Below are 15,399 nucleotides of genomic sequence, written 5' to 3' on the forward strand. Positions count from 1 at the left end.
GGATCGTCGGCTGGGTGATCGTTTGACAGGGGTTGAGCGCAAGAATACGCTTTGCAAGGTAGTCCGCTCCCGCCAAGGGGGCATAACCCAAAGAGAGGAGACCTCCATGAATATGGAGCTCTCGCGACGCCAGTTCCTGGGAACGGCGGGCGCGGGTCTCGCGGGTACCGCGCTCGGAGCCTTCGGCTTCGCAAGCGTGGAGGCGGCCTACGCGGAGGCGATCCGGCCGTTCAAGCTCGCCAATACCACAGAGACCCGCAATACCTGCCCATACTGCTCCGTGGCGTGCGGCATCATCATGTATTCCAAAGGGGATCTCAAGAAGGGCGAAAAGGCCGAGATCACCCATATCGAGGGCGATACCGATCATCCCACCAATCGCGGCACCCTGTGCCCGAAGGGTGCGGCACTGCTCGATTTCGTCAAATCGGAAACCCGCCTGAAATATCCCATGATCCGTAAACCGGGCTCGGACAAGTTCGAGCGGATCGAATGGGGTGAAGCGTTCGATCGCATCGCGCGGGTTCTCAAGGACGACCGGGACAAGAATTTCATCGTCAAGAACAATGATGGCGTGACGGTGAACCGCTGGCTCACCACCGGTTTTCTCGCAGCCTCGGCGACGACGAATGAGACGGCGTTCTGCACCTACAAGGTGGTCCGAAGCACCGGTATTGTAGCGTTCGACAACCAAGCGCGGGTTTGACACGGCCCGACGGTGTCCAGTCTGGGCCCAACTTTTGGCCGTGGCGCAATGACCAATTCGTGGACCGATATTCGGAACGCGGATCTTGTCGTGATTATGGGCGGGAATGCCGCCGAAGCGCATCCCTGCGGTTTCAAATGGGTGACGGAGGCGAAAGCCAACCGCGGCGCGAAGCTGATCGTCATCGATCCGCGCTTCACGCGCTCGGCATCGGTCGCCGATTTCTATGCGCCGATCCGCCAGGGAACGGACATCGCCTTTCTGCTCGGGATCATCAATTACTGCATCCAGAACGACAAGGTGCAGTGGGACTATGTAAAGGCCTTCACCAACGCTTCTTACATCGTCAAAGAGGGCTTTACCTATAAGGACGGCCTGTTCTCGGGATATGACGAGGGCAAGCGCCAATACGACCGGTCAAGCTGGGACTATGAGATGGATGCCGACGGCTTCGCCGCCGTGGACGACACCCTGCAAAATCCCCGCTGTGTCTGGAACCTGCTGAAACAGCATGTTTCGACCTATACGCCGGAAATGGTGGAGCGCATCTGCGGCACCCCGAAGGACAAGTTCCTCAAGGTCGCGGCAATGATGGCCGAATGCTCGTCACCGACCAAGACGATGACCTCCATGTATGCGCTTGGCTGGACGCAGCATTCGAAGGGCTCGCAGAATATCCGCACCATGGCGATGGTGCAGCTCATCCTGGGCAATATCGGGGTGCGCGGCGGCGGCATGAACGCGTTGCGCGGGCATTCCAATATCCAGGGGCTGACCGATATCGGGCTCATGTCCAACCTGATCCCCGGCTATCTGACGCTGGCGACGGACAAGGAGCCGGATTTCGCCACCTACATGTCGACCCGCGGCTTCAAGCCGTTGCGGCCAAACCAGATCAGCTACTGGCAGAACTACAAGAAGTTCATGGTGAGCTTCCAGAAGGCGATGTGGGGTCCGGCGGCAACGGCGGAGAACGATTTCGCCTTCGATTATCTGCCGAAACTGGACGTGCCGTCTTACGATGTCTTGCGGGCGTTCGACCTGATGTATCAGGGCAAGATGACGGCCTATTTCTGCCAGGGCTTCAATCCGCTGCAGGCCTTCCCCAACAAGACCAAGATCGCCACGGCATTGTCCAGGCTGAAATTGCTGGTGGTGATCGATCCGCTGGATACCGAGACAGCCCGCTTCTGGGAGAATCACGGCATTTACAACAGCACGGATCCTGCGTCGATGCAGACCGAGGTCATCCAGCTGCCCAGTACCTGCTTTGCCGAGGATGAAGGGGCGCTGGTGAATTCGGGCCGCTGGCTGCAATGGCATTGGGCCGGCGGTACGCCACCGGGCGATGCCAAGCGCGACAACTGGATCATGGCGCAGATCTTCCTGCGCCTCAAAGGGCTGTATCAGAAGGAGGGCGGTGTCTTCCCCGATCCGATCCTCAATCTGACTTGGCCCTACAAGAATCCGGAGGAGCCGTCATCGGAAGAACTCGCCAAGGAAATGAACGGCTATGCGATCGCGGATGTGTTCGACCCGAACGATCCGACCAAGAAGATCCTGGAGAAGGGCAAGCAGGTTCCGAGTTTCGCGGTGCTGCGCGATGACGGCACCACCGCCAGCGGCTGTTGGATCTATGCCGGTTGCTTCACCGAAGCGGGCAATATGATGGCCCGGCGGGACAACAGCGATCCGGACGAGACCGGCGCCTATTCCAAGTGGACCTTCTCGTGGCCGGCCAATCGCCGCATCCTCTATAACCGTGCGTCATGCGACCTTGACGGCAAACCTTGGGATCCGTCCCGCAAGCTCATCGAATGGGATGGCACCAAATGGTCGGGCTATGACGTGCCAGATATTCCGCCGGCGTCGAAGCCACGGGATGTCGGGCCGTTCATCATGAATCCCGAAGGGGTGTCGCGGCTTTTCGCCCGCGGCATGATGAAGGAGGGACCGTTCCCGGTGCATTACGAGCCCTTCGAATCGCCGGTGATCAATCCGATCGCGCCCGAGGTGCGGGGCAATCCGGCCGCCCGGGTCTTCAAGGGCGACATGGAGCAGTTCGCCGAGCCGGCATCCAAGGAGTTCCCCTATGCGGCGACCTCCTACCGGCTGACCGAGCACTTCCACTATTGGACCAAGCATGTCTGGGTCAATGCCGTCCTGCAGCCGGAGTTCTTCGTGGAAATCTCCGAGGAACTGGCCAAGGAAAAGGGCATCGCGAATGGCGGCTGGGTCAGGGTGTGGTCGAAGCGCGGCGAGGTGAGGGCCAAAGCGCTCGTCACCAAGCGGATCAAGCCGCTGATGTGCGATGGTAAAGCGGTCCACGTGGTCGGCATCCCGCTGCATTGGGGCTTCATGGGTGTTGCCAAGAAGGGCTTCGGCCCCAATGTGCTGACCCCATCCGTCGGCGATGCCAATATCGAGACGCCGGAATACAAGGCGTTCCTGGTCAATATCGAGCCGGTTGCCCCGGTGGCGTAAGGGAGGCGAGACAGATGTTTCCTCCGATCCCCAATCCCACCACCCAGCCGGTGCCGCCGAAATTCGGCGAGCAAGACCTGATCCGCCGGTCGGCGTCGAGAATAACGCCGCCGGCGCAGCGGCAGACCGAAGTCGCCAAGCTGATCGACGTTTCGAAATGCATTGGCTGCAAGGCCTGTCAGGCCGCCTGCCTTGAGTGGAACGACACACACGAAGAGATCGGCGTGAATACGGGTTCCTATGACAACCCGCCTGATCTGACGCCCAACATGTTCACGTTGATGCGCTTCACCGAATGGGTGAACCCGGAAACCGAGAATCTCGAATGGCTGATCCGCAAGGATGGCTGCATGCATTGCGCGGATCCCGGCTGTCTGAAGGCATGCCCCGCGCCCGGCGCCATCGTGCAGTATTCCAACGGCATCGTCGATTTCGTTCACGAGAACTGCATCGGCTGCGGCTATTGCATCAGGGGTTGCCCGTTCAACATCCCGCGCATCTCCATGGTCGATCACACGGCCTATAAATGCACGCTCTGCTCCGACCGGATCGCGGTCGGCCAGGGACCCGCCTGCGCCAAAGCCTGTCCCACCCAGGCCATTGTCTTCGGCACGAAGGACGAAATGAAGGAATGGGCGGATTTCCGCATCAAGGACCTGAAATCCCGCGGCTTCCAGAATGCCGGCCTCTATGATCCGCCCGGCGTCGGCGGTACCCATGTGATGTATGTGCTGCATCACGCGGATCAGCCGGAGATCTATGCCGACCTGCCGAAAGATCCCAAGATCAGCCCGGTCGTCGGTGCGTGGAAGGGCTTTACCAAGGTCGCTGGCCTGGCAGCGATCGGATTCGTCGGTGCCTTCGGCCTCATCCATCATTTCGTCATGGGGCCCAATCGGGTGACGGCGGAGGATGAGTCGAATGCCGAAAAGCTCACGGGGAGTGACCGGCCATGAGCGCCTATGATGTCGGACCGGCTGACAAGGTGCGTAAAGGGCATCCGGTCACGGTCGATCGCTATACGGCCGGCGCCCGGATCAATCACTGGATCAACGCCATCTGTCTCGTCTTGCTGGCGCTGTCGGGGCTGGCGATGTTCCATCCCAGCCTGTTCTTTCTGTCGAGCCTGTTCGGCGGTGGGCAATGGACGCGCACCATCCATCCCTGGATCGGCGTGGCGATGTTCTTCTCCTTCGCAGGCCTGTTCCTGCGATTCTGGCGCGCCAATCTGTGGAAGCGCGAGGACGGCACCTGGTTAGCCCGCATCCGCGACGTGCTGGCGAAGCATGACGAGCATTTGCCCGAAGTCGGCAAATACAATGCCGGCCAGAAGTTTGTCTTCTGGGCCATGTCGTTGCTGATCATCATCATGATCGCCACCGGCCTCGTCATGTGGGACCAGTTTTTCTATGATTATACCTCGATCCCGCAGAAACGCCTGGCGGTGCTGGTGCATGCACTTGCCGCAGTGGTGATGATCTGCATCTGGATCATTCACGTCTATGCCGCCATCTGGGTTCGTGGTACCTTCAGCGCCATGATCCGCGGCTATGTGACCGGCGGATGGGCTTGGCGCCATCATCGCAAGTGGCTCCGCGAATTGGTTTCGCGCAAGCACAATGAACAATCCAAGGGAAAGGCGGTGGAATAAGGCACCGCCGTTTTCGCTACGACAAGTGGCGGTTTCAAGGGCGGAACAAAGTCCACGTAGCCCGTGAGGTTCGTGAGGAAGACGATGTCGAGTTCTCCTGGTTCTCCTAATGCCGCGGGTACCCCTGGCGCTCTTCAACCCGATCCCAGCAATATCGGCGGCGTTCAACAGCCGCCTTTCGTCAGGCTGCCCGATCCCGCTTCGCTGTTCGACATGCGGGCGCGGCGCTTCACGGCGCTGGCAGAAGCAAACGCATTCGGGGCAAGTACGCTGAAGCCCTATCTGCTGTTTCTGTCCAATCTCGGTCAGGTGCAGCACGCGATCGTGGCGAGCTTGCCGGAACCGGTCCTGCCCACGCCCGACGCTATCGAGTGGGCGCGCAGCTTCGAGATGCCGCCGATCGACAGAGGCAGCTTCGTCGCGGATGCCGTCGCCGAGATGACATTGGAGCGCTTCATCGCCGGTGCAGGCAATATCGACATGCCGGAATCCGCCGCCGCACTGGAGACGCTCAGGCAAGCTGATACAGCCACACGACATGACTTGATGCGCAATGTGCTCGCGGACGCCATTCCGGTAGAGGCGCTCTCCGGACACATCTTCGTCGCTCTCGCCCTCCAGGTCCATTTCGCCCGTCTTGCGGCAGGGCTCGATGCCAAACGGCTCGTCCCGGTCGGCGACGGCGCATGTCCGTGCTGCGGTGGCCCGCCGGTATCAAGCCTGATCGTCGGCTGGCCGACGGCGCATGGCGCGCGTTATTGCGCCTGCTCGCTCTGCGCCACGTTGTGGAACTATGTCCGAATCCGCTGCACGCAATGCGGCTCGACCAAGGGGATCGCCTATCAGGAGATCGACGGTGGCAGCGGTACGGTGAAGGCAGAGACCTGCGACAATTGCCATGCTTATGTGAAGGTGCTGTATCAGGATAAGGAGCCGTCGCTCGAGCCGGTCGCGGATGATGTGGCCTCACTGGGGCTCGATATCCTGATGCAGGAGGGGCCTTATCGGCGCGGCGCCGTCAACCTCTTCCTGCTGGGCTATTGAGGCGCGACCCATGACCGCTTTCTCCCCCCTGTTGCGCCAGTTACCGTCGGTCGATCAGGTTCTCAATACCGAGACATCGGCCGTGACAATCGCGCGCTATGGCCGGCCGGCGGCTGTCGAGGCGGTTCGCGATGCCCTTGCCGAGCTGCGCGCGGAAATCCAGGCGGGTGCGGCGGGTGATGATGCGACCATCAGGCCGGACACCGTGGCGGCCATTGCCCAGGCGCGTCTCGACGCTGCGTCATTTTCCAGTTTGCGGCCGATCTTCAACCTCACCGGCACCGTGCTGCACACCAATCTTGGCCGGGCCGTTCTGGCGGGGGAAGCAATCGAGGCAGCCATCGATGCCATGCGTCATGCGGTCGCCCTGGAATACGATCTTGAAACGGGCAAGCGCGGCGAGCGTGACGATCATTTGCGCGGGTTGATCTGCGAACTCACCGGCGCGGAGGACGCGACAATCGTCAATAACAATGCCGCGGCCGTCCTTCTGGTGTTGAACACCCTGTCGCTGGACAAGGACGCCGTCGTCTCGCGTGGCGAACTTATCGAGATCGGCGGCGCCTTCAGGATGCCGGAAATCATGGTGCGCGCCGACGCCCGCCTGGTCGAAGTCGGCACAACAAACCGCACGCATCGCAAGGACTATATCGCAGCCCTCGGCCCGCAGACCGGATTGATCTTGAAGGTGCATACCTCCAATTACCGAGTCGAGGGTTTTACGGCGGAGGTTTCGCCGCGCGAGCTTGCCGCGCTGGCCCAGGAACACGGTGTGTCACTGCTCCACGATCTCGGCTCCGGCACCCTCATCGATCTCGCTTGCTTTGACCTGGGCCATGAGCCGACGGTGCGGGAGGCCGTGCAAGCGGGGGCCGATATCGTTACCTTTTCCGGCGACAAGCTGCTCGGCGGGCCGCAGGCCGGATTCATCCTCGGCCGCCGGGACCTGATTGCCGCGATCAACCGGAATCCCATGAAGCGCGCCTTGCGCGTCGACAAGATCCGCCTGGCGGCGCTGGAAGCAACACTGAAGCTGTACCGCGATCCGGATCGGCTCGCCGACCGGTTGCCGACCTTGCGCCTGCTGAGCCGCAAGTTGCCCGACCTCACGGCACAGGCCGCCCGGCTTGCTCCACTGCTGAAGCAGCATCTCGGTGCGGGTTTTTCCGTCGAGCCGGTTCCATGCAAGAGCCAGATCGGCTCCGGCGCCCTGCCGCTGGAAACGGTCCCCAGCATCGGCCTGAAGCTGCGACCGGTGCCTCACGCCGGTGATCGTCTTGGCCATCTTGTGGCAGCTTTGCGCCGGCTGCCGGTGCCGGTCATCGGGCGGGTTGCCGATGGCGCGCTGCTGCTCGACCTGCGCTGCCTGGAAGAGGAAGCAGGCTTTCTCGCCTCTTGGGAGGCGTTGAGCCTGTCCGATGGGGACTCACCCGATGAGCTGGCTTGAGCGTTTCGCCCACCGCGACTCCCGCCACGACTCTGGCTCGACGGTGGCGGACCAGATGGCGGCTGCGCTCGGCGCGGCAGAGCAGGACGATTACGCTAGTGCCCTTGCGCTCTGGGAGCCGCTTGCCCACGCGGGGGTGGCGCGGGCGCAAAATAATATCGGCGCCTGTTTTGCCGAGGGACTGGGCGTTGCCCGCAATGCGGAACTGGCCTTTCGCTGGCTCAGCCTTGCCGCCGAGGCCGGCGATGCGGTGGGGCAGCGCAATCTCGCGGCGCTGTATTTGAAGGGCGACGGCGTCACCCAGGATCATGGCCAAGCGGCGAAGCTTTATCGCGCCGCCGCGCGACAAGGCGATGGCGCGGCACAGGATATGCTGAGCTGGCTGCTGTTGCAGGGAGAGGGCGTCGTGGCCAACCCTACGGAAGCCTATCGCTGGGCGCTTGCTGCGGCGGAACAGGGGGTCGCTGCCGCGATGACACGCCTCGGCATGCTGTATCACGATGCGCTTGGCGTGGCGCGCGATCCGTTGCAGGCAGCCGAGTGGTGGCGGCGCGGCGCCGAGCGCGGTGATGCCGACGGCCAGGCGATGCTGGGTGCCGCCTATTACCTCGGCTCGGGCATGCCGCGCGATCTGGTGGCCGCCTATGCCTGGCTGCTGCGGGCACAAAGCGGTGGGAGCCTGCTGGCAGCGACCTATCTCGCCTCGGTGCGCGCCTCCCTCTCTGCGGAAGAGATCGCGGCAGCCGAACGCCATGCCGCCGCGCCTTTGCCCCAGCTGCAAACGCAAGCGCAGCCGCTATCACGGTCGCAGCCATGATCATCGGCACGGCGGGACATATCGATCACGGCAAGACCTCGCTGGTGAGGGCGCTGACCGGCGTCGATACCGACCGGCTGAAAGAAGAGAAAGCGCGGGGCATCTCGATCGATCTCGGATTTGCCTATCTGGCGGCGGATGGCGAGATGCTGGGTTTTGTCGATGTGCCCGGCCATGAGCGGTTCGTGCACACCATGCTGGCCGGGACGGAGGGCATCGATTTCGTGCTGCTGGTGGTCGCAGCCGATGATGCCGTGATGCCGCAGACCCGCGAGCATCTCGCGATCGTCGATCTGCTGGGCGTTGCCCATGGCGCGGTCGCGCTGACCAAAACGGATTTGGTGGATGAGGCGCGCTGCAACGCGGTCATCGCCGAGATCGAAGCCACACTCGCGGGAACCTGTTTGCAGGATGCGCCGATACTGCCGGTTTCCGCCGTCACCGGTGCCGGCGTCGACGAGCTGTGCCGGCATCTGGTTGCCGCATCACGCAGCATCGCCGCGCGCTCGGCAGCGGGCCGCTTTCGATTGGCGGTGGACCGCAGCTTCACCCTGAGCGGCGCCGGCACGGTAGTGACAGGCACGGTTCTGTCGGGGCGGGTGGCGGCCGGTGATCGCGTCATGATCAGTCCGGCGGGACTGCCAGCGCGGGTGCGCTCGATCCGCGCCCAGGACCGGCCGGCGGAGATCGGCAAAGCGGGCGATCGCTGCGGCATCAATCTGGCGGGTGAGGGCATCAGCAAGGACGCCATTTCGCGCGGCGACATGGCGCTTGATCCGACATTGCATGCGCCGGCCGATCATATCGATGCGACCTTGCGCGTGCTGGCTTCCGAGCCGAAGCCCATCGGTCAATGGTTTCCGGTGCGCCTGCATCATGCGGCACGGGAGGTCGGGGCACGTATCGTCCTGCTCGGCGATGCCATCCGTCCCGGTGAAGCGAATAAGGTGCAACTGGTTCTCGATGAGCCGATCGCCGCCGCCGCCGGCGATCGCTATGTGGTGCGTGATACCTCTGCCCGGCGGACCATCGGTGGCGGCAAATTCCTCGATCTGCGCGGCCCCAGCCGCAAGCGCCGGGTTCCGGAGCGGCTGGCGCAACTCGATGCGCATGCCTTGACCGATCCTGCGGCCGCCGCAGCGGCCCTACTGGAGATCGCGCCTTTCTACCTTGATCTGACCGCGTTCGCCCGGGACCGCGCTTTGGCATCGGCGGAGGCGACGAGGCTCGCCGACCAGCTCGGCCTCATCCGCCTCGCGGTCGGCGGCCAGATTCTCGCCGTCTCCGCCGCGCGCTGGACGTCATTCAGGCAGGCGCTTCTAGCGATACTTGAAGCCTTCCATACAGAGAATCCGGATCTGCCGGGCCTCGGCCGCGAGCGGTTGCGCCTTCAGCTTCAGCCACGGCTGCCGGCGCCCGCATTTGCCGTTGCCGTGCTTTCGCTGGCGCGTGCGGGCGAAGTCGCGCTTGACGGTGCCTGGGTGCGGCTTGCCGGCTTCGAGGTGCGGCTGACACCGCCGGAAGAAGCGCTTTGGGCCAGGATGCATCCCTTGCTGACCGATGCCGGACGTTTCCGCCCGCCGCGGGTGCGGGATATCGCCGGCATCCTGGAAACCGCCGAGGCCGAGGTGCGCCGCCTGCTCAAACTGATGGGCCGCCTGGGGCGGGTCGATGAGGTGGCGCATGATCATTTCTTTGCGCGCGCCACCGTGGCGGAAATGGTGGATATCATTTGCGAGATGTCTCAGGCGGCCAAAGATGCCCAGTTCACTGCCGCACAGTTCCGCGACCGGGTGGCGATCGGGCGCAAGGTCGCCATCCAGATTCTCGAGTTTTTCGACCGCCACGGCGTCACCCTGCGTCGCGGGGATATGCGGCGGGTCAATCAACACAGGCTGGACCTGTTCCGCGATGCTGCGGAAGATGACGAGGCAAAAGCGGTGGTGGTTGATCCGTTGATGCGAGGAAGAGAGGTGTCCCTGGTGGGGCGCCCGGACTTCAAATCCGGGAAGGGCTGCGAGCCGGTCCTTGGTGGGTTCGACTCCCACTCTCTTCCGCCACTCTCTGGCGAGCGTTAAATGGCTCTGAATTTTGCCTTCACACAATCCGAATTTGCCGCCTCAATGCTTTCAGCTCCCGCAAAGAGATTCCAAACGGTTCGTTAAAGCGGTCGGCCTTACCAGTGCCAGCGGATAGGAGAGCTGCGCCGCATCGGCAGCAGGACCATCCGCCGGCTACCGTGACTATCCAAAAAACAGGCTTTGAAAGGGGGCCTATGGCCCCGATACGAGATCCCGATTGCGCGCTGACTCACACGCGGACGATTGGCACGGCACAAGATTTAGCGCACCCACTGGCCGCAAAACTGCGTCGAATCAGTCCTCAGCTATCCGGCTTCGCAGCAATGTTGCTGCTGTGGACCGAAATGCGAAGGATAAATTGTGGGCCAAAAAAGGGCCGTCGCCAGAGCGGATCTAATAGAAAAATACGGAAAACCGCGGATTTCCAGGGATCTGGAAAGGAAACCGGAGAAAGCCTGTAAAACCACTGCCTCCGGCGAATTTTCTTCAACTTTCAGTTATTTAAACGCTTTAACGGCCGCTCGAAGATGGTAGCAGCGGAGGGATTTGAACCCCCGACCAAGGGATTATGATTCCCCTGCTCTACCACTGAGCTACGCTGCCACCGGGACCTGGATAGGTCTGCTGCCTGCCGCGACAGGCGGGATGCGTATACTCGCCCCCCGGCAGGCTGTCAACCGGCCTCTCACACCGATACTAAGCTTTTGATCGGGCAGCTTAATCGGCAAACATCGAGGTGAGCTTCAAGGCAACGCCCATGCTGCCCTCGACCTTCAGCTTGCCGGTCATATAAGCCAGAGTGGGATCAAGGCCGCCGGCCATCAACTTTTCCAGATTTTCCGCCGAAATCGCGATCGTCGTATTGGCCTCGCCGCCATCCTCGTTAGCAATCGCCGGGGGATGGACGGTCCCGTCCCAGAAGATGATCCCCTCATCAAGGACGAATTTGACCGTATAGCCCAATTGCACGTTTTGAGCGGCGCGGCGCCGCATTTCTTCGGTCAGTTGCGCCAGCTCCATTGGGCTCTCCGCTTCGGTTATTGAGGGACAGTCTGATCGTCGCGACAGATCCAGCCGCCGCCCAGCAGTCGCTCACCCTGATAGAAGACGCAAGCCTGGCCCGGTGCAATGCCATATTGCGGCGCCTCCAACACGACGACGGCGCTGGTGCCGGTTGGACCGGCCTCCTGCAAGGTCACCTTCGCCGGTGCCGGCTGGCTCATGGAACGCAACTTCACGGTGACCGGCACGTCACGGGTCGGTTCATCGGAACGGCCGAGCCAATTCACATCGCGCAAAGTAACGCGATGTCGCGCCAAGGCTTCCTTGGGACCGACATAGACGCGGTGCGTCTGCGGCTCGACCTTCACGACGTAGAGCGGTTTATTGTTGCTGCCGACATCATGCACGCCGATGCCTCGCCGCTGCCCGACGGTGAAGTTGATGACGCCATCATGATGTCCAAGCACCCGGCCGTCGAGATGTACGATCTCACCTGGCTCGATCGAGCCGGGCCGCAACTTCTCGACCACCTTGGCATAGCCGCCTTCAGGGACGAAGCAGATGTCCTGGCTGTCGGGCTTAGCGGCAACGGCCAGACCGAGCTTTGCCGCGATGGCGCGGGTCTCTGTCTTCGGCACATCGCCCAAGGGGAAACGGAGAAAATCGAGCTGCGGCTGCGTGGTCGCAAAGAGGAAATAACTTTGATCACGACTGGGATCGGTACCGCGATGCATCTCGGCACCATATGCACCCGGGACGCGCCGCACATAGTGACCGGTCGCCATCGCCTCCGCGCCGAGATCGCGGGCCTGGTCGAGCAGGTCGCGGAACTTGACGCGCTGGTTGCAGCGAACACAGGGAATGGGCGTCTCACCGTTCAGATATGAATCGGCGAATTCCTGCATCACCGCATCGGAGAACTTGTTTTCGTAATCCAGGACGTAATGGGGGATGCCGAGCTTGTCCGCCACTTGGCGGGCATCATAGATATCCTGGCCCGCGCAACATGCGCCCTTCTTCCCGACGGTCAGGCCATGATCATAGAGCTGCAGGGTGACGCCGACGACGTCATAACCTTCCTGCGCCAAAAGGGCGGCCGTCACCGAGCTGTCGACCCCGCCGGACATGGCGACAACGACCCGAGTGTTCTTGGGGGCCTTATCGAGACCGAGCGAATTCATCTCTGCATATTATCCTGCCGGGGGCGCTTGCGCCAATTCAGCCGAGACCGGCCTGACACAAAGCCGCCGCGAGCGGCGTATCGTCAACCATATGCTGAAACCAGTCCGGCACCACACGCGGGGCATGCCCATCGACATTGGGGGCCGCCAAGCCGGCTGTCACGTGGCGCAACGTAACGGTTCTGCTTTCGGTACTGAAGCGGGCGATCCCCTCCTCCGTCGCAATGCTGCCATGCAGGTGCTGCCCGGAAAAGGCCAGCATATCGCCAGGTTGCAGGACGATGGGCATGGCTGCAGCGGCGGGCGGCTCGTCGGTCACCACCGGCAGAACCGGATAGCTGTCCGCCTTGCCTGTTTCCATCAAGGTTTTCAGGATTTCGAAATCCCAATCGGCGCTGGTATTGGGAACCGGCTCGGCCCAGAGGGTGGGATAGAAGAGGATCGTCCGCTGTGCACTCGTAGGATAAAGGGGTGTCCACCAATTGATCTGCTGCCCGATATTGGAGCCCCAGTTATCGCGATGCGCCGGCAGCGGCATGATCCGACGCCCCTGGTGACTGTTCTGCGAGGGCACGACACGCAGTTGCAACGGATCCCAGTAGCTGTCCGCTGCCGTCAGCCCCGTCGCGACCAAGGCATCCTTGAAAGCGCCTGCGATGGCCGGATCCTGCTTGAACCGGCCGCGCAAGGCCCGCACCCGCTTCAAAAAGAGATCAGCCGGTACGCGTGCTTCAATGGTCAGGGGGTCGTTATCCTGCAAGCCGTCGCGCAACATCGCATCGGCGGTTTCGCAGAGCCGCGCCAAAGCCGGCAATTGCCGCCAGACGAGGAGATCGCCGCTCAGTGTCAGCCGGCCAATTTCCTCCACCGGCAAAGCGCGGTCCAGGAAGTGGACGGCCACCATGCGTTCAGCCTTTCAGGATTTGAATGATGCGTTGGTAGGGGGCCGGATCCACCGCCAAGCCGAAAGCCGCAGAGAAATGCCCCTGATCTCGATTGAAGATATTGCCGGCCGGCAAATGCCAATTACGCGCCAGCCGCACCCCGCCAGCATAAGGCGTAACATTGTCGCGCCGCCCGAGCAGCAGGACGATCCGTGCCGGATCGATCGGCGGTTCCGGAGATGCATCGGTGATTGGCGACAGCGCTTGTATATCTTCTTCCTGCCAGCCGGCAGCAAGGACCGCACGATCAACATCTGCTACTTGGCCAAGAGCCGAGTCCGTGGTCAAGCTGCTCACCTGATCGGTGGTGGTCAGCAGCAGCAGGGCATCCGGCCGGCAGATAGCGGGCCAGCTCGACATGTTGCAGGCAGCGACCTGCGTGCTGAGCGCGCCGAGCGAAATGCCGCCCAGGGCAACCTTGCCGTCGCCCTGCCGGCGGCACCACTCGACCAGCGTGGCGAATTCTCGCGCTGCCTGAATAAAGTGGTACAGGCCCGAGATCGGTGCAGCATGCAGGAAGGCTTCGCCCCCAAAGAAGCCGAGGCGAGTGCGCCGATTATGGCCCGGTGCATCCGGCATCAGGACACGGATGCCGGCGCGAACCAGCGACAGAAAATCCAATGGCCCCTTGACCATCATCTCCAGTTCCATGGCGAGACCGTGGCCCCAGATCAGGCTGGGCGTGCTGGCGTCGGCTCCCATGGGCTCATAGACATGCACCCAAGCCGTATCGCCGCCGCCATGGGCAACGGCCGGCGCAACCGGGCTATGGAATTTCAACCAGTATTCGGCGATTCCCCCCGAGGCATTACTGCCGATCACGGTGCGTCGGCTGACCTCGATGGATGGCAGACGGTCCGGCAGCGCAAACATGCGCTCGATAGCAGCCGGTTCCTCGCGCAACTGGGCAAGAGCGATATCGGGTTTAGGAATATCGTAATTGACCGCTGGCACCCGGTGCCTGCGGGCAAACATCATATAGGCCATGCGATGACCTATATGCGCCTGCGCCGATTGCCGCCGCGCGACTTCGATCTGCGCTAACTTTTCCGCGGGTATGGTTGAGCCCGAATTGAAAGCCGCGTCATGCCAGACGTCGAAAGCATGATCGGCAGCCACACGCAGCACGGCCGTATGCTTGATGCGCGTCTTCAGGCGGTCCGGAATGCGAGACAGATTAAGCAGCTCGGCAAACCGGGGTGGGTCGCCATCGGCGAGATTGGCTGCCGCCCAAGCGCGCGAGGCCGGCAGCAACCGCTTAAAGCCCCAAAGACAAATTGGATCAATAATCGGCTTTGCCAAAAGGCGATTGCTGAGCGGAATAGGATGAGCGATTGCCGAGCGGCCGGATGGCATCGCACCGGCCGGCGGGGCGCCCGCCGGCAGCGGGCTGCTTGGCACGGCATCACCCTGCATGGCTTCCTCCGGAAAGTTTCCGGAAGCGCCGTTGGTCGCGTCAGCTGCGCTCATCCAGCCAGGCCATCTGGATGGCTTCGAGGATTTTTTCGTTGGATTTCTGCGGATCGTCATCGAAATCCGGCAAAGCCTGGACCCATTTCCAAAGATCAGTAAACCGCAGATTCACCACATCGACATCGGGATGGTGCTCTTCCAACTCGATGGCGATATCGTGGACATCTACCCAGCGCAGTTTCTTGGCCATCCCGCCGTCCTATTCCATGATTCCGCTCGGCGGCCCAATTACTTGTCGACCATCATATTCCGGGTCGCGCCCGGCAGGCTGACCGTCAGTCCGTCAAGTTCCTCGGTCATTTTGATCTGGCAGCCGAGGCGCGAGGTATGGGTCAAGCCGAAGGCGAGATCCAGCATATCTTCTTCATCTTCGCTGGCGGCTTCCAAGACATCGTACCATTCCGGATCGACGATCACATGGCACGTCGAGCAGGCCAGCGAGCCCTCGCAGGCCCCTTCCAGGTCAATATTGTTGCGATGGGCAATTTCCATCACAGACAATCCGACCGGCGCATCGACCTCGACGCGGTTACCATCCGGATTGATAAAAGTCATCTTCGGCATTGCAA

Annotated in this window: 12 protein-coding genes, 2 tRNA genes and 1 pseudogene; 8 read left to right on the plus strand and 7 right to left on the minus strand. The window is 62.0% G+C overall.

Translation table 11 applies throughout. The features are described from left to right. Positions 1-106 precede the first annotated feature (106 nt). From fdnG to SMD27_RS12535, 8 genes and pseudogenes are all read left to right on the plus strand, one after another. Complete coding sequence (gene fdnG / locus SMD27_RS12500; protein WP_320508741.1) at positions 107-3,190, plus strand: formate dehydrogenase-N subunit alpha; 3,084 nt, start codon at positions 107-109, stop codon at positions 3,188-3,190. A 14-nt stretch (positions 3,191-3,204) separates the two neighbouring features. Beyond that, positions 3,205-4,146 carry a formate dehydrogenase subunit beta gene (gene fdxH, locus SMD27_RS12505; protein ID WP_320508742.1) on the plus strand — a complete coding sequence of 314 codons (942 nt, stop codon included), beginning with the start codon at positions 3,205-3,207 and terminating at the stop codon, positions 4,144-4,146. After that, the gene (locus SMD27_RS12510; protein ID WP_320508743.1) at positions 4,143-4,841 is read left to right on the plus strand and encodes a formate dehydrogenase subunit gamma; all 699 of its coding nucleotides are present in this window, start codon (positions 4,143-4,145) and stop codon (positions 4,839-4,841) included. Before fdxH ends, SMD27_RS12510 begins: the two co-directional genes overlap by 4 nt. An 84-nt stretch (positions 4,842-4,925) precedes the next feature. Continuing rightward, entirely contained in the window at positions 4,926-5,885 is a 960-nt protein-coding gene (gene fdhE / locus SMD27_RS12515) for a formate dehydrogenase accessory protein FdhE (RefSeq protein ID WP_320508744.1), read from the plus strand. A gap of 10 nt (positions 5,886-5,895) precedes the next feature. Next, positions 5,896-7,332, plus strand: a complete 1,437-nt coding sequence (gene selA, locus SMD27_RS12520) for an L-seryl-tRNA(Sec) selenium transferase (protein ID WP_320508745.1) — start codon at positions 5,896-5,898, stop codon at positions 7,330-7,332. Next, entirely contained in the window at positions 7,319-8,149 is an 831-nt protein-coding gene (locus SMD27_RS12525; RefSeq protein ID WP_320508746.1) for a tetratricopeptide repeat protein, read from the plus strand. Before selA ends, SMD27_RS12525 begins: the two co-directional genes overlap by 14 nt. Further along, a pseudogene (selB, locus tag SMD27_RS12530) lies at positions 8,146-9,972 on the plus strand (selenocysteine-specific translation elongation factor); the annotation flags it as partial. The gene SMD27_RS12525 and the pseudogene selB, both read left to right, overlap by 4 nt. Before the next feature lie 141 nt (positions 9,973-10,113). After that, positions 10,114-10,209 (plus strand) — tRNA-Sec (locus SMD27_RS12535). A 549-nt stretch (positions 10,210-10,758) separates the two neighbouring features. On the opposite strand, the gene SMD27_RS12540 is transcribed toward SMD27_RS12535, so the two are convergent. The 7 genes from SMD27_RS12540 to SMD27_RS12570 form a co-directional block, all read right to left on the minus strand. Then, positions 10,759-10,833 (minus strand) — tRNA-Met (locus tag SMD27_RS12540). A 114-nt stretch (positions 10,834-10,947) separates the two neighbouring features. Beyond that, positions 10,948-11,250: an SCP2 sterol-binding domain-containing protein gene (locus tag SMD27_RS12545; protein ID WP_320508747.1), complete on the minus strand. Its 303-nt coding sequence runs from the start codon at positions 11,248-11,250 to the stop codon at positions 10,948-10,950. A 17-nt stretch (positions 11,251-11,267) separates the two neighbouring features. After that, positions 11,268-12,413, minus strand: a complete 1,146-nt coding sequence (mnmA, locus tag SMD27_RS12550; protein WP_320508748.1) for a tRNA 2-thiouridine(34) synthase MnmA — start codon at positions 12,411-12,413, stop codon at positions 11,268-11,270. Positions 12,414-12,450: 37 nt separating this feature from the next. Then, positions 12,451-13,317: a hypothetical protein gene (locus SMD27_RS12555; RefSeq protein ID WP_320508749.1), complete on the minus strand. Its 867-nt coding sequence runs from the start codon at positions 13,315-13,317 to the stop codon at positions 12,451-12,453. Between the two features lie 4 nt (positions 13,318-13,321). After that, positions 13,322-14,773 carry an alpha/beta hydrolase family protein gene (locus tag SMD27_RS12560; protein ID WP_320508750.1) on the minus strand — a complete coding sequence of 484 codons (1,452 nt, stop codon included), beginning with the start codon at positions 14,771-14,773 and terminating at the stop codon, positions 13,322-13,324. A 40-nt stretch (positions 14,774-14,813) separates the two neighbouring features. Beyond that, complete coding sequence (gene iscX, locus SMD27_RS12565) at positions 14,814-15,020, minus strand: Fe-S cluster assembly protein IscX (RefSeq protein ID WP_320508751.1); 207 nt, start codon at positions 15,018-15,020, stop codon at positions 14,814-14,816. A 38-nt stretch (positions 15,021-15,058) separates the two neighbouring features. Further along, on the minus strand, positions 15,059-15,394 hold the full coding sequence (locus SMD27_RS12570; RefSeq protein ID WP_320508752.1) for a ferredoxin family 2Fe-2S iron-sulfur cluster binding protein: 336 nt from the start codon (positions 15,392-15,394) through the stop codon (positions 15,059-15,061). Positions 15,395-15,399 lie beyond the last annotated feature (5 nt).

This window comes from Dongia soli, assembly GCF_034044715.1.
Classification (GTDB): domain Bacteria; phylum Pseudomonadota; class Alphaproteobacteria; order Dongiales; family Dongiaceae; genus Dongia_B; species Dongia_B soli.

Excerpts from the sequence above, each read along its gene's own strand:
- SMD27_RS12570 (WP_320508752.1), bottom strand. The coding sequence starts at position 15,394 with ATGCCGAAGATGACTTTTATCAATCCGGATGGTAACCGCGTCGAGGTC.
- SMD27_RS12555 (WP_320508749.1), bottom strand. The coding sequence starts at position 13,317 with ATGGTGGCCGTCCACTTCCTGGACCGCGCTTTGCCGGTGGAGGAAATT.
- SMD27_RS12560 (WP_320508750.1), bottom strand. The coding sequence starts at position 14,773 with ATGCAGGGTGATGCCGTGCCAAGCAGCCCGCTGCCGGCGGGCGCCCCG.
- iscX (WP_320508751.1), bottom strand. The coding sequence starts at position 15,020 with ATGGCCAAGAAACTGCGCTGGGTAGATGTCCACGATATCGCCATCGAG.
- SMD27_RS12545 (WP_320508747.1), bottom strand. The coding sequence starts at position 11,250 with ATGGAGCTGGCGCAACTGACCGAAGAAATGCGGCGCCGCGCCGCTCAA.
- SMD27_RS12525 (WP_320508746.1), top strand. The coding sequence starts at position 7,319 with ATGAGCTGGCTTGAGCGTTTCGCCCACCGCGACTCCCGCCACGACTCT.
- fdxH (WP_320508742.1), top strand. The coding sequence starts at position 3,205 with ATGTTTCCTCCGATCCCCAATCCCACCACCCAGCCGGTGCCGCCGAAA.
- SMD27_RS12510 (WP_320508743.1), top strand. The coding sequence starts at position 4,143 with ATGAGCGCCTATGATGTCGGACCGGCTGACAAGGTGCGTAAAGGGCAT.
- mnmA (WP_320508748.1), bottom strand. The coding sequence starts at position 12,413 with ATGAATTCGCTCGGTCTCGATAAGGCCCCCAAGAACACTCGGGTCGTT.
- fdhE (WP_320508744.1), top strand. The coding sequence starts at position 4,926 with ATGTCGAGTTCTCCTGGTTCTCCTAATGCCGCGGGTACCCCTGGCGCT.
- selA (WP_320508745.1), top strand. The coding sequence starts at position 5,896 with ATGACCGCTTTCTCCCCCCTGTTGCGCCAGTTACCGTCGGTCGATCAG.